At 69.4% G+C, this 13,699-nt stretch carries 12 protein-coding genes; 1 reads left to right on the top strand and 11 read right to left on the bottom strand.

What is annotated here, in order from left to right; genetic code table 11:
- Positions 1 to 4: 4 nt before the first annotated feature.
- From WT16_RS23285 to WT16_RS23315, 7 genes are all read right to left on the bottom strand, one after another.
- Positions 5 to 904, bottom strand: coding sequence for an NAD(P)-dependent oxidoreductase (locus WT16_RS23285; RefSeq protein WP_167359329.1), 900 nt, complete (start codon positions 902 to 904; stop codon positions 5 to 7).
- A gap of 117 nt (positions 905 to 1,021) precedes the next feature.
- Positions 1,022 to 2,371, bottom strand: coding sequence for an LLM class flavin-dependent oxidoreductase (locus tag WT16_RS23290; RefSeq protein WP_063534321.1), 1,350 nt, complete (start codon positions 2,369 to 2,371; stop codon positions 1,022 to 1,024).
- Positions 2,372 to 2,631: 260 nt separating this feature from the next.
- Positions 2,632 to 3,447 carry a 4'-phosphopantetheinyl transferase superfamily protein gene (locus WT16_RS23295; protein WP_063534947.1) on the bottom strand — a complete coding sequence of 272 codons (816 nt, stop codon included), beginning with the start codon at positions 3,445 to 3,447 and terminating at the stop codon, positions 2,632 to 2,634.
- Between the two features lie 115 nt (positions 3,448 to 3,562).
- Positions 3,563 to 4,816, bottom strand: a complete 1,254-nt coding sequence (locus WT16_RS23300; RefSeq protein WP_015603460.1) for an MFS transporter — start codon at positions 4,814 to 4,816, stop codon at positions 3,563 to 3,565.
- Positions 4,817 to 5,170: 354 nt separating this feature from the next.
- Complete coding sequence (locus WT16_RS23305) at positions 5,171 to 5,851, bottom strand: flavin reductase family protein (protein WP_006028268.1); 681 nt, start codon at positions 5,849 to 5,851, stop codon at positions 5,171 to 5,173.
- Complete coding sequence (locus WT16_RS23310; RefSeq protein ID WP_043282944.1) at positions 5,851 to 6,111, bottom strand: hypothetical protein; 261 nt, start codon at positions 6,109 to 6,111, stop codon at positions 5,851 to 5,853. The genes WT16_RS23305 and WT16_RS23310 overlap by 1 nt, the downstream gene beginning before the upstream one ends.
- Before the next feature lie 420 nt (positions 6,112 to 6,531).
- Positions 6,532 to 7,671 carry an autoinducer binding domain-containing protein gene (locus WT16_RS23315; protein ID WP_063534322.1) on the bottom strand — a complete coding sequence of 380 codons (1,140 nt, stop codon included), beginning with the start codon at positions 7,669 to 7,671 and terminating at the stop codon, positions 6,532 to 6,534.
- A 179-nt stretch (positions 7,672 to 7,850) separates the two neighbouring features.
- Here WT16_RS23315 and WT16_RS35695 point away from each other — a divergent pair, with 179 nt between their 5' ends.
- The gene (locus WT16_RS35695) at positions 7,851 to 8,246 is read left to right on the top strand and encodes a hypothetical protein (protein WP_082874977.1); all 396 of its coding nucleotides are present in this window, start codon (positions 7,851 to 7,853) and stop codon (positions 8,244 to 8,246) included.
- Between the two features lie 78 nt (positions 8,247 to 8,324).
- Here the strand turns inward: WT16_RS35695 and lpdA are convergent, their stop codons facing one another.
- From lpdA to WT16_RS23340, 4 genes are read right to left on the bottom strand one after another with little or no spacing between them, the layout of a single operon-like run.
- Positions 8,325 to 9,725: a dihydrolipoyl dehydrogenase gene (gene lpdA, locus WT16_RS23325; protein WP_063534323.1), complete on the bottom strand. Its 1,401-nt coding sequence runs from the start codon at positions 9,723 to 9,725 to the stop codon at positions 8,325 to 8,327.
- Positions 9,726 to 9,729: 4 nt separating this feature from the next.
- The gene (locus tag WT16_RS23330; protein WP_063534324.1) at positions 9,730 to 11,100 is read right to left on the bottom strand and encodes a dihydrolipoamide acetyltransferase family protein; all 1,371 of its coding nucleotides are present in this window, start codon (positions 11,098 to 11,100) and stop codon (positions 9,730 to 9,732) included.
- A 1-nt stretch (position 11,101) separates the two neighbouring features.
- Complete coding sequence (locus WT16_RS23335) at positions 11,102 to 12,145, bottom strand: alpha-ketoacid dehydrogenase subunit beta (protein ID WP_009916082.1); 1,044 nt, start codon at positions 12,143 to 12,145, stop codon at positions 11,102 to 11,104.
- Between the two features lie 5 nt (positions 12,146 to 12,150).
- The gene (locus WT16_RS23340) at positions 12,151 to 13,383 is read right to left on the bottom strand and encodes a 3-methyl-2-oxobutanoate dehydrogenase (2-methylpropanoyl-transferring) subunit alpha (protein ID WP_009916083.1); all 1,233 of its coding nucleotides are present in this window, start codon (positions 13,381 to 13,383) and stop codon (positions 12,151 to 12,153) included.
- Between the last annotated feature and the right edge of the window lie 316 nt (positions 13,384 to 13,699).

Here is a 13,699-nt window from a genome sequence, read left to right on the forward strand (position 1 = left end):
GTTGTCAACTGCCCGCGTACCGCGCGACGCTGCGCGCCTCGATCGCGCGCACGACGGCCGCCATGTCCGCTTGCCCGTACCCGAGCGCCTCGGTCTCGCGATACAGCTCGCAGCAGACTTCGAGCAGCGGCGCCGCGAGATGCGCGCCGTGCGCGGCCTCGGTCGCGAGCCGGCTGTTCTTGAACACGTCGGTGATCGACGCCTGAACGTCGAAATCCTCGTTGACGAGCTTGTCGATCTTCACGCGCGACACGCTGCTCGCCATCGGCCCCGCGTTGAGCGCCGCCTGGAACTGCTTCATGTCGAGCCCGAAGCCGCGCGCCGCGTGCGCGGCCTCGGCGAGCCCCGTCACCATCGCGATCAGGAACGTGTTGATCGCGAGCTTCATCAGCAGGCCGGTCGGCACCGGCCCCGTCACGACGATCTCGTGGCACATCGGCGCCAGCAGCGCTCGCACCTCGTCGACGGCGGCCGGCTCGCCCGCCAGCATCGCGACGAGCCGCCCGGCTTCGGCCGGCTTGCGCGAGCCGGACACCGGCGCCTCGACATAGCGGCCGCCCGCCGCACGAATGTCGGCCTCGAGGCCGCGCGAATACTCGGCCGACACAGTCCCCATCTGGACGATCGTATGTTGTGCGACGTTGCGCGCGAACGCGGGCTTGCCGCGGCCGAGCACCGCGTCGATCGCGGCGTCGGTCGCCATCATCAGGATGACGATGCGCGCGTGCCGATAGACGTCGGCCACCGAATCGACGACTTGCGCGCCGGCCGCGCGCAGCGGCTCGCAACGCTCGCGCGTGCGGTTCCACACGACGAGCCCGGTTCCGGCGCGCGCGAGATTGAGCGCCATCGGCAGCCCCATCACGCCGATGCCAACGAAGCCTACTTTCATGATCGCCTCCATGAGCACGCCGCCGCACGCGGGCGGCGGCGCCATCGACAGGTTGCGGGCGATCGGAGCGCTTCAGTCGGCCGTGCGCCCGGGTTGGCGGCATGCGCGCCGCGCCGGCGGCCAGTTTAGCTAAATTGCCGCAACCTGTGCGTCACGGGCGTAGCGACTCTCCTTGTACGGCAGCCCGAGGTGGTCGCGCAGCGTCGCGCCACGCCGCACCGGATCGAAGTAGCCGCGCGCGGTCAGCACCGGCAGCACGCGGTCGACGAAATCGTCTAGCCCGAAGCCCGTCACCGGCAGGCCTAGCATGAAGCCGTCCGCCGCGCCCTCGTCGACCCAGCGGATCATCTCGTCCGCGACCCTGTCCGGCGTGCCGATGAACGCCTCCGACGTACCGATGTTCGAGCGCCGCGTCGACACTTCGTACGCGACCTCGCGCAGCGTCAGCTTGCGCTCGCGCGCGAGCCGCTTGATGTTCTCGGTCGTCGACTGGAAGCCGTCGTTGCCGAGATTGCCGATGTCGGGAAACGGGCCGTCGAGCGGATACACGCTGAAATCGTGCTGCTGGAAGAAATGGCTGAGGTACGTGAGCGCCTCGCGCGGCGACAGCAGCTCGCGCACCTGCCGATACTTGTCGTCCGCGTCTTCCTGCGTTGCGCCGACGATCGGGCCGATGCCCGGAAACACCTTCACGTGATCGGGATCGCGGCCCGCGGCGGCGGCGGCGGCCTTCACTCGGCGATAGAACACGCGCGCTTCGTCGAACGTGCTGCCGTTCGAGAACACCGCATCCGCGTAGCGGCCCGCGAAGCCGATGCCGTCGTCCGACGAGCCGGCCTGGAAGATCACCGGCTGCCCTTGCGGCGAGCGGCGGATGTTGAGCGGCCCCTCGACCGAAAAGAAGTGGCCGCGATGATCGAGGCGATGCAGCTTGTCCGGATCGAAGAATTGGCCGGTCGCGCGATCGCGCACGAGCGCGTCGTCGTCCCAACTGTCCCACAGGCCCTGGACCACGTCGAGATGCTCCTCGGCGATCGCGTAGCGCTGCGCGTGATCCGGATGCGGGCGGCCGTAGTTCTTGCCCGTGCCCTCGATCGACGACGTCACGACATTCCAGCCCGCGCGCCCGCCGCTGATCAGATCGAGCGACGCGAACTGCCGCGCGACGTTGTACGGCTCGCTGTACGACGACGACATCGTGCCGACAAGGCCGATCTTCGACGTGAGGACCGCGAGCGCGGACAGCAGCGAGATCGGCTCGAAGCGGTTGAGGAAGTGCGGCGCCGACTTCAGCGTCACGTACGCCGAATCCGCGATGAACGCGAACGCGATGCCGGCGCTTTCCGCGCGGCGCGCGCGATCGACGTAGAAATCGAAGTTGATGCTCGCGTCCGGGGGCACGCTCGGATGTTTCCATGCGTTCATGTTCGCACCCGCCCCTTGAATCAGGACGCCGAAATGGATGTGTTTTCTGGTCATGGGAAGGCTCTATCGAAACGTTCAAACAGCGCGCGCGAACGCGGCGGCGCATCACGCCGCTCGGGCCGCGCGCCCGGGAAGGCCGCGCACCACGCCGCAGCCTCGCGGCGCCGTCGTCCGACGAACCCGGACTTCGTCGTGCGACGGCGCCTGTCTCGAACGTCGGGCGAACATCGCCCGTCAGTTCGCGATACTAAATAAATTCGCGCGACCGATCCGTGTACGGTTCGGCCGTCCTGCTTTCGGTGCGCGCTGCGCGCTCAGCCGAGCGCGGCCGCGCAGCGCGCGCTCGCGGCCGGGTCCGGCACGATCTCGCGCATCCTGATGTCGAACGGGCGCGCCGCCGCGTGCGCGTCGCGAATCCCGAGCGCCATCTGATGCTCGGCGCCGATGTCGAGCAACGCGAACTGCCAGTGGCTCGCGTCGTCGCCGACGTGCCGATCGAATGCGATGCGAACGGGCTGCGCGGGCAGCGCGAACGAGAACTCGCCGAGATCGATCGACAGCCCGACGCCGCGCGCCTTGATGTACGCCTCCTTCAACGTCCACAGCTCGAAGAAGCGCGTGCGCCGCTCGTCGGGCGGCAACGCGAAGAACGCCGCGCGCTCGCTCGCCGAGAAGTGCGATGCGGCGATGCCGTCGAGATCGTTGCTGCGCGCGCGCTCCTCGACGTCGATTCCCGCGTCGGCCGTGCGCGTGACGACGCACGCGACGATGCTGCGCGCGTTCGACAGATTGAAGCGCAGCGGCGGCCGCGCATCGCCCGCGTCGATTTCCGGCCGGCCGTGCGCGTTCGCGCGAAATCGCCATTGCGCGGGCGCGACGTCGCCGGCATACGCGGACAGCACGGTGCGGCACAACGCGCGCGTCACGAGATATTCGAGCTTCAGGTGATCGAAGGCGAAGCGTTCGAGGCGCTCGCGCTCGTCGGCGCTCAGCAGCGCGCGATAGCGCTCGCGCAGCGCGGGCGTGTCGCAGGCGGCGGTGCGCGCGTACCACACGTGCGCGTCGCGTTCGCCGAGCGGCAGCGCAGTCGATGCGTTCATCGTCGGGAAGGGCGTCGAGGCGTTCGTCATACGGGTCGTCGTATCGTGCGCGAGCCGCTCGCGCGGGTATTCGGGTCCATGTTCGAGTCGGCGCGCGCGATTGCGTCCGCATTCGCGGCGCCGACGCCTCGCGCGCCGCCCTGCGTCAAGCCCGCGCGACCGCCGCGCCGCCATGCGCGGGGGCGTCGTTGATCGGGAAGTGCAGCAGCGCCGCGAACAGCCCGGCGAGCGCCGTCGCGGCCCAGATCAGCGTGTACGACCCCGTCGCGTCGAACACGTAGCCGCCGAGCCACGAGCCGAGAAACGAGCCGATCTGATGGCTCAGGAAGCACACGCCGAACAGCGTGCCCAGATGCCGCGTGCCGAACACCTTCGCGACGAGCCCGCTCGTCAGCGGCACGGTGCCGAGCCACGTGAGCCCCATGATCGCCGCGAAGACGACGACCGACGTAGCGGACTTCGGCCCGAGGAAGAACAGCGCGATCGCCGCGCCGCGAATCAGGTACAGCCAGCCGAGCACGTGATGCTGCCGGTAGCGCCCGCCGAGCCAGCCGCACGCCCAACTGCCCGCCATGTTGAACAGGCCGATCAGCGCGAGCGCGGTCGCGCCGAGCCCGACCGGCATGTGGCAGAGCAGCAGGTAGTTCGGCAAGTGCGTTCCGATGAACGCGAGCTGGAATCCGCAGGTGAAGAAGCCGAGCGTCAGCAGACAATAGCCGCGATGCCGCACCGCATACGACAGCGTGTCCTTCAGCGATACGGCCGCAGTCTCGTGCACGACCGCATGGCTGCCGCGCGTGTTCCGGTCGAGCAGCACGCCGAGCGGCGCGATCGCGATCATGCAGCCGGCAAGCACGAACAGCGCCACCATCGTGCCCGAATGCGACGTGAACCACTGCGCGACCGGCACGAGCGCGACCTGGCCGAGCGAGCCGCCCGCGCTCGCGATGCCCATCGCCATGCTGCGCTTTTCGGGCGGCGCGCCGCGGCCGACCGCGGTCAGCACGACGCCGAAGCTCGTGCAACTGATCCCGATGCCGACGAGCACGCCTATGCCGAGCACGAGCATCGCGCCCGTCGGCACGACCGCGGCGATCGCGAGGCCGAGCGCGAACACGACCGCGCCGATCGCGACGAGCGGCCCGGCGCCGTAGCGGTCGGCGGCCGCGCCCGCGAACGGCTGCGCAGCGCCCCAGACGAGGTTGTGCAAGGCGATCGCGAACGCGATCGTCGTCACGGGCAAGCCGTGGTCGAACGAGAATGGCCCGATGAAAAGGCCGAAGGTTTGCCGCACGCCCATCGCCGCGCTCATCACGAGCGCGCCGGCGATCACGGCGATCATCATCGGATTGAAGAAACGTGGGGATCCGTCGCGTCGATGCGTTTCGGGTGCAAACATGTCCGCTCCTGTTATGGCGGCTATCCACGGCGCGAGCGCGACGCGGACAGCGCGATTCGTTTTAGTCGATACGGCGTCGCATCCTCGATCGCACGGCGCCCGCAAGCTTGCGCCATCGCGAATGCAATGGCGCGTCGCGCGGCAAGCGGCATGTCGCCGGCCCTCGGATGCGCGCGACGATTGCGCTTGGCGCCCGCACCGCACGCGAGCGTCTGAACGATCGAAGACTTTGCAGCGCAACAATCCGGCGCGTGTCGGCGCGCCGCGCTGCGGCCATGGAACCATCGGATGATTCGCATTGGAGTCTATATGAGCGTTTCGCATTTGTGCAGGAATTCCCTCGCCCGCTCGGCGTCATTGCGCATCGTGCAAGCATGGGGTCAGGGCGCGCGCCGCGCACGGCGCGCCGTCCTGCCACAGCAGCGGCGCGACGGGCCCGGCAACCAGCACCGAATCGACCCGGCCGATCACGATCGTATGGCTGCCGTAGCTGAAATCGCCGTCGACGGCGCACCACAGCGTCGCCTGCGCGCCGGCGAGCATCGGCACGCCGTGCGCGTCGCGCCATTCGCCGTGCGCGAAGCGCGCGTCGTGATCGAGCTTGCCGCTGAATGGCGCGATCAGGTCGAGCTGGCGCTCGTGCAGCAGGTTCAGCGAGAACCGGCGCGCGCGCATCAGCGGCGCATGCAGCGTCGCCGCGCGATTGATGCACACGAGGATCGCGGGCGGCTCGGTGGTGAGCGCGCTCACCGCGGTCGCCGCCATGCCGTAGCGGGCGCACGCGTCGCGCGTCGCGACGATCGACACCGTCGACGTCAGCCGGCGCATCGCGGCCTTGAAATGCTGCGCGAGCGCATCCGGCGCGGGCGCGGAAGATGCCGCGCGCATCGGCGCCGATGCGTGTGCATGCGGCGTCGATGCGCGCGGCTCGGCGCGCGATGCGTCGCGCCGTTCGCGCTCGGGCGCCGGCCGCTCGAATGCGGCGTGCGCGTCGCTTGAGGCGCGCGATGCGCGCTCGGTCCAGGGGCTCGCCATTACGTCTCCTCCTTTTGATATCGGGCGGTCGCCGCGAAACGGTCGTCGAACAACGCGAATTCGGATGTGCCGGAGCGCGCGGCGCCGCCGCCGATCAGGAACCAGCCGCCGCCGATGTACAGCGGCCCGGCCGACGCGATGCGCGCGTCGACCGAATAGCCCGCGCGGCCCGCGCCCGCCGCCACGATCGACAGCGCGCGCTTTCCCGCGCCGTGCGCAACACGCGATAACCGCCGCGCCAATCCGGTGTCTGTCGCCATCTGATCGAATCCTCGCTGCGAGGCGTCGCTTGTCGTCGCGATTCAGCGACATCGCACGCCGGCGGGCGGGCGAACGGCGGGCCGCGCATCCGTGCGCCGATGCGCGCGCCCGTTCGTCGACGACTACCGGCCCCTCGTCGTCCAATTGCCTCTCGTTCGAATCTGCCCGTTTCTGTTTCTCGGCGTCCGGCGCGGTTCGGGCCCGCATCGAACGCACTTCGTCATGCATTCAACCTGAATCGTGAACCGATGGATGCAGCGGCCAACCGGACGGCGCATCCGCGCGACGCGCCGCGCGCGTGCGCGGCGTTCGTCCGGCGACGCATCGCGCGTGACGGCCGATGCGTGCGATACAGGCTAACGGAAAACGCCCGCGTAATGACTTAGATCGTTTACGGCATATGGCAAGCATGCTTACGCTCATTTCGAGATATAGCCTTCGGCAAGCAATCCCAGGCGCTTCGCCTTCGTCGCGCTGCTCTTGATGTGCTTGCTGTCCATCTTGCGGTTGATCGCGGTGAAGAGCTGATAGACCGCGCGCTCGTCGAGCCGCAATTCCTCGGCGACGTGGCGCGCGCCGCCGCCGCGCGCGACGAGCCGCAGCGCCAGCACGTCCTGCGCGGCGAGCGACAGCTCCTGCGCGAGCTCGCGACGGCGCCGCACGACGCGCCATTCGAGCATCTCGTTCGCGAGCCCGCGCAGCACGCGCCGGTTGCGCCACAGCGCGTCCTCGCCGTGCGGCGCGGACAGCGGCGTCGCGACGTGCAGCAAGCCGAACGTCGACACGTCGCGGCGATGCGCGGGAAAGAACACGTTGCTGCCGAGCCCCTGCGTCTGCGCGTAGTGGTTCAGCCAGTGATCGGACGGCAATTCGGCAAGCGCCGAGCCGCGCAACGGCTGCGTGTTGTCGCGCGCGTGCGCGACGGCGGGATCGTTCAGATACCAGTGCTGGTGCACGTAGCGCTGCGCCCACGCAGGCGCGCCGCCGATCAGCAGATCATGCGTCGTGAACTCGCCCGTGTCCTCGTCGACGACGAACCAGTGATAGAAGCACTGCGTCGCACCGCATGACGCGCAGATCCATCGCATCAGCGCGAGCAGCGCGCCGTCGTGCTCGCATTCGACCGCGAATTCTGGCTGCGCGGCGGGTGCGGCAAGTGCGGCGGGTGCGGCGGCCGCGCGCTCCGCTGGGCGGTATGCATCGGATGCGTCGTTCGCGGCATGCGCATGCCGTGCATCATGCACAGCGAGCATGCCGTGCAGCCCCGCATCGCCTGCTGCGCGATGCACGTCGAGCAACGCGCGGTAGTCGATCCCGAGCTGCGCGGCATAAGGGTCGTGCTCGACGAACGCCGCGACGGCCGCCGGGTCGCGCAGGCCGACGCGCTGCGTCGACACCGGCTCGCCGGGGCTTTTGCAGCGCCGTTCGAGCACGAAGCCGCGCAACGCGTCGCCCTGCACGCCGAGCGAGATGCGCTTGCCGTCGACGATGCCGACGCGCGTGCGCGCGAGGTCGGAAGAGGAAGGTTCGAAAGGAACAGAGGTGGATTGTCGAGCCATGACGCCGATCCATTGGTTGGGGTGGGAAGGCGATGGCGGTTTGGCCCGACAGCCGCAAAGCGCACGACGACCGGGCGGCTCATGGCGACAGGTCAAATTGCGAACGGTGACGTGAACGCGTCGTGCGGAGTCGGGAAAGAAAAGAATTGCTCCTGCATCACGGCCACCGGCGGCCATCGGTGGTGATCAGTCGCGCGGCAGCGACGCTGCCGCCGTCAAGCGGAGTCAAGCAAAGGGAAAAGGAAGGGCACGCCCGCGCGATGCGCGGGCGAATCGGACGCCGGCGTGCCCGGCGGGCCTCGTTATCTGGGCTGGAACCGGTACGCCGGCACGGCGCACCGAATGCGAAAACGCGCGCGACGCGCGCGGCAGAGGCTGCGTTCGCTCAAGCGGCGCGCCGCCGGCGCGAGGCACGATGCCGCGCACCGGCGGCGCGCGCCGGAATGGCGAACGAAACGCGTCGGCCAGCGCAGCCCGCGACGCGCGAACGCGTCCGGCACGTCGCCGTACCGCTTAGTTTTCGTCGTAGTGGATGTTGGAGATCGCCATTCGCCCTCGCTCGCCTCTGTGCCTGATGGCCGGGATCGCGACGCGTCCCGGCGTCGTTGATGTCGGACGCGATCGCGCGGCGCGCGCGATCGCGAATGCGTGCTTCAGATGTGCAACGCGTGGCCGAGCGCGCGAAGTGCGGCTTCCATCACCGCTTCCCCGAGCGTCGGATGTGCATGAATCGTACCACTGACGTCCTCGAGGCGCGCACCCATTTCGAGCGATTGCGAGAACGCGGCCGCGAGCTCGGACACGCCCACGCCGACCGCCTGCCAGCCGACGATCACGTGATCGTCGCGGCGCGCGACGACGCGCACGAAGCCGTCCGCGCCTTCGAGCGTCAGCGCGCGGCCGTTCGCGGCGAACGGAAACGACGCGCTCAGGCATGCGCCGAACGCGCGCTCGGCTTCGTCGGGCGCTAGCCCGGCCGACACGACCTCGGGATCGGTGAAGCAGATCGCCGCAATCGCGGTGGGCATGAAATGGCGCCGCTTGCCGGCAACCAGCTCCGCGACCATCTCGCCTTGCGCCATCGCGCGATGCGCGAGCATCGGCTCGCCCGTCAGATCGCCGATCGCCCACACGTTGCGCATCGACGTGCGGCACATGTCGTCGATCTTCAGCGCGGCGCCCGCGCGGTCGAGCTGCAGCGTCTCGAGCCCCCAGCCCTGCGTGCGCGGACGGCGGCCGACCGTCACGAGCACCTGGTCGGCGGCGAGCTCGGTTTGCGCGTGCGCGTCGTCCTGCACGCGCACCGCATCGCCGCGCGCGTTCAGCCCGAGCACCTCGTGGCCGAGATGCACGCGCACGCCGAGGCGCTTGAGCGAAGCGGCGACGGGCTTCGTCAGCTCCGCATCGTAGATCGGCAGGATGCGCTCGCGCGCCTCGACGACGGTCACGTCGACGCCGAGCTTGCGGTACGCGATGCCTAGCTCGAGCCCGATGTACCCTGCCCCGACGACGACGAGCCGCTTCGGCAGCCTGCCCGGCGACAATGCCTCGGTCGACGAGATCACGTTGCCGCCGAACGGCATCGCCGGCAGCTCGACGGGCTCGGAGCCCGCGGCGAGCAGCAGATGCTCGCACTGGATACGCACGCGCGCGCCGTCGCCCGTGTCGACGTCGACGTTCTTGCCGTCGACGACGCGCGCGTCGCCGTGCACGACTTCGACGCCGTTCTTCTTCAGCAGCGCGCCGACGCCGCCCGTCAGCTTCTTCACGATGCCGTCCTTCCACGCCACCGTGCGCGCGATGTCGATCGCGGGCGCCTCGGTGCGGATGCCGAGCGGCGAATCGCCGGCGAAGCCGCGCACCTTGTCGAATTCGCCCGCTGCGTGAATCAGCGCCTTCGACGGGATGCAGCCGATGTTCAGGCACGTGCCGCCCAGCCTGTCGCGCTCGACGAGGATCGTGCGCACGCCGAGCTGCCCCGCGCGAATCGCGGCGACATAGCCGCCGGGCCCGCCGCCGATCACGAGCAGGGTTGTTGTCCTGGTGTCGCTCATCGGCTCATTCCACGAAAAGAAGGGCGGGTTGCTCGAGCAGCGCGCGCACGGCCTGGATGAACTCGGCCGCATCCATGCCGTCGACCACGCGATGATCGAACGACGAAGACAGGTTCATCAGCTTGCGCGCGACGACGGCGCCGCCGCGGAACATCGGCCGCTCGACGATCCGGTTCACGCCGACGATGCCGACTTCGGGCGAATTGATGACGGGCGTCGACGCGATGCCGCCGAGCGCGCCCAGGCTCGTGATCGTGATCGTCGAGCCCGACAGCTCGTCGCGCTCCGCGCGGCCCGCGCGCACCGCGTCCGCGAGCCGTGCGATCTCGGCCGCGATCGCCCACGGATCGCGCGCCTCCGCGTGGCGCACGACAGGCACCGTGAGGCCCGCCTTGCTCTGCGTGGCGATGCCCAGATGCACCGCGCCGTGACGCGTGACGACGCCGGCTTCGTCGTCGTAGCGCGCGTTGATCTGCGGGAAATCGCGCAGCGCGATCACCATCGCGCGCGCGAGGAACGGCAGCACCGTCAGGCGGCCGCGCGCATCGCCGTACTTGCGGTTCAGCTCGGCGCGCAGCGCTTCGAGCTCGGTGACGTCGATCTCCTCGACGTAGCTGAAGTGCGGAATCCGGCGCTTCGCGTCCTGCATCCGCTGCGCGATCTTGCGGCGCAGGCCGATCACGGGCACCGCTTCCTCGTCGTGACGCTCGGCGTACGCGGCATGGCCGCCGCGCGCGCGCGACTCGGCCGCGCCGCCGCCTTGCAGGAAGGCGTCCAGATCCTCGTGCCGGATCCGGCCCGCTTCGCCCGTGCCGTGCACGTAGCGCAGCTCGACGCCGAGATCCCACGCGCGCTTGCGCACCGCGGGCGACGCGAGCGGACGCTCGCCCGGCCGGCGCGCGGGCGGCGGCGGCGAGGCGCTCTCGCGCGCGGCGGATTGCGCGGCGGCGGGCGATGCCGCGTGCGCGGCGCTCCGCGCTTCGCGGTCGTCGCCGGCATCGCGCTCGCTTCGCGCGGCTGCCGCGCCCGCATGCGCATGCGCCACGTCGGCAATGCGCTCCCGCGCCGCGGCCGAGCCGCGCGCGTCGCCGTTCGCCGCCGCGCCATCGGGCTCGCCCTTGTGATTGCCGTCGCCTTCGACTTCGAGCCGCACGAGTTCGCTGCCGACCGGCAGCACGTCGCCTTCCTTGCCGCCCAGCGCGACGACGACGCCCGCGACGGGCGACGGAATCTCGACCGACGCCTTGTCGGTCATCACGTCGGCGATCGCCTGGTCTTCCTTCACGCGATCGCCGATCTTCACGTGCCACAGCCCGAGCTCGACCTCCGCGATCCCTTCGCCGATGTCCGGCATCTTGATGACGTGGATGCCCATGTCAATTCTCCATCGCGCGCCGCAGCGCGTCGCCGACCCGGTTCGGGCCCGGGAAATACGCCCATTCCTGCGCATGCGGATACGGCGTGTCCCAGCCGGTCACGCGCTCGACGGGCGCTTCGAGCCAATGGAAGCAGTGCTCCTGCACGAGCGAGATGAGTTCCGCGCCGAAGCCGCAGGTGCGCGTCGCCTCGTGCACGACGACGCAGCGCCCCGTCTTGCGCACCGATTCGACGATCGTGTCGAGATCGAGCGGCCACAGGCTGCGCAGGTCGATCACCTCGGCGTCGATGCCGGTTTCCGCGGCGGCCACGAGCGACACGTGAACGGTCGTCCCGTAGGTGAGCACCGTCACGTCGCCGCCGGCGCGCACGATCGCCGCCGAATCGAGCGGTACCGTGTAGTAGCCGTCGGGCACGAGGCTCGCCGGATGCTTGCTCCACGGCGTCACCGGCCGATCGTGGTGGCCGTCGAACGGGCCGTTGTAGAGCCGCTTCGGCTCAAGGAAGATCACCGGATCGTCATTCTCGATCGCCGAGATCAGCAGCCCCTTCGCGTCGTACGGATTCGACGGCATCACGGTGCGCAGCCCGCACACCTGCGTGAACATCGCCTCGGGGCTCTGGCTGTGCGTCTGGCCGCCGTAGATGCCGCCGCCGCACGGCATGCGGATCGTCAGCGGCGCGATGAACTCGGCCGCCGACCGGTAGCGCAGCCGCGCCGCCTCCGACACGATCTGGTCGGACGCCGGATAGAAGTAGTCGGCGAACTGGATCTCGCAGACGGGGCGCAGCCCGTACGCGCCCATCCCGACCGCCGCGCCGACGATGCCGCCTTCGTTGATCGGCGCATCGAACACGCGCGACTTGCCGTACTTGTTCTGCAGTCCTTCGGTGCAGCGGAACACGCCGCCGAAATAGCCGACGTCCTGCCCGAACACCACCACGTTGCCGTCGCGCTCGAGCATCACGTCCATCGCCGAGCGCAAAGCCTGGATCATGGTCATCGGCGAAGCCGCCGGACCGTCTTTGCCTGCTGTCGTCATCGCTGTCAAACCCCGAGCTGTTGGCGCTGCCGGCGCAGGTGCGCGGGCATCTCCTTGTAGACGTCCTCGAAAATGCTCGCGACGTTCGGCACGTGCTCGTCGGCCAGCGTGCCGTAGCGCTCCGCTTCCTTCTGCGCGGCGAGCACCTCGGCCTCGAACGCGGCCTTCGTGTCCTCGTGCTCCTGCTCGGACCACACGCCGAGGCCGACCATGTGGCGCTTCAGGCGCTCAAGCGGATCGCCGAGCGGGAAGTGCGTCCAGTCGTCGCCGGGGCGGTACTTGGTCGGATCGTCGGACGTCGAGTGCGGGCCCGCGCGATACGTGACCCATTCGATCAGCGTCGGCCCGAGGTTGCGGCGCGCGCGCTCGGCCGCCCAGCGGGACGCGGCGTAGACCGCGAGGAAGTCGTTGCCGTCGACGCGCAGCGATGCGATCCCGCAGCCGACGCCGCGCCCGGCGAACGTCGCGCCCTCGCCGCCCGCGATCGCCTGGAACGTCGAGATCGCCCACTGGTTGTTGACGACGTTCAGGATCACGGGCGCGCGGTACACGTGTGCGAACGTGAGCGCGGTATGGAAATCGGCTTCGGCCGTCGCGCCGTCGCCGATCCACGCGGATGCGATGCGCGTGTCGCCCTTGATCGCCGAGGCCATCGCCCAGCCGACCGCCTGGATGAACTGCGTCGCGAGATTGCCCGAGATCGAGAAGAAGCCCGCGTCGCGCGACGAGTACATCACCGGCAACTGGCGGCCCTTCAGCGGATCGCGCGCGTTCGACATCAACTGGCACATCATGTCGACGAGCGAATAGTCGCGCACCATCAGGATCCCTTGCTGCCGATACGTCGGAAAGCACATGTCGCCGCGCTCGAGCGCGAGCGTGTGCGCGACTGCGATCGCTTCCTCGCCGAGGCACTGCATGTAGAACGAGATCTTCTTCTGGCGCTGCGCGATCTGCATGCGCGCGTCGAAGATGCGCGTCTTCAGCATCGCGCGGATGCCTTTGCGCAAGATGTCGGGATCGATGTCGGGCGCCCAGGGCCCGACGGCTCGTCCGTGCTCGTCGAGCACGCGCACGAGGCCATAGGCCAGGTCGCTCGTGTCGGCGGGCGCGACGTCGATGGGGGGTTTGCGCACCTTGCCGGCTGGCGACAGGCGCAGGTAAGTAAAATCGGTCTTGCATCCCGGACGCCCGGTAGGCTCCGGCACATGCAATCGCAATGGCCCGTACTGGCTCATTCAATTGTCTCCACGTTTGATTTTGTCGCACGCTTCGCCGCAGAGCGTAACAAAGTTATCGCGCATGGTGAAAGCTTCTTCGGCCCCGGAGTCGCCCCGATTTTCAAACGGACGCCGGAATGTTATGTGATCGTTTAGCACGCTCGTTCGCGTGGCGTCGGTCGCGCGCGGCGGATGCTGCGGGCGCGATATCGCGCGGCATGTTGCCGTGCATGCGGCACGCGTGTTCGTCGAGTTCGTTTTTGTGCGATGCGCAAGCGCCGCGGCGCGAGCGCGCGCGCGAACCCGCCCGGCATGCGCGCGTCGCACGAGCGGC

Source organism: Burkholderia sp. MSMB1589WGS (assembly GCF_001636105.1).
Taxonomy (GTDB): domain Bacteria; phylum Pseudomonadota; class Gammaproteobacteria; order Burkholderiales; family Burkholderiaceae; genus Burkholderia; species Burkholderia humptydooensis.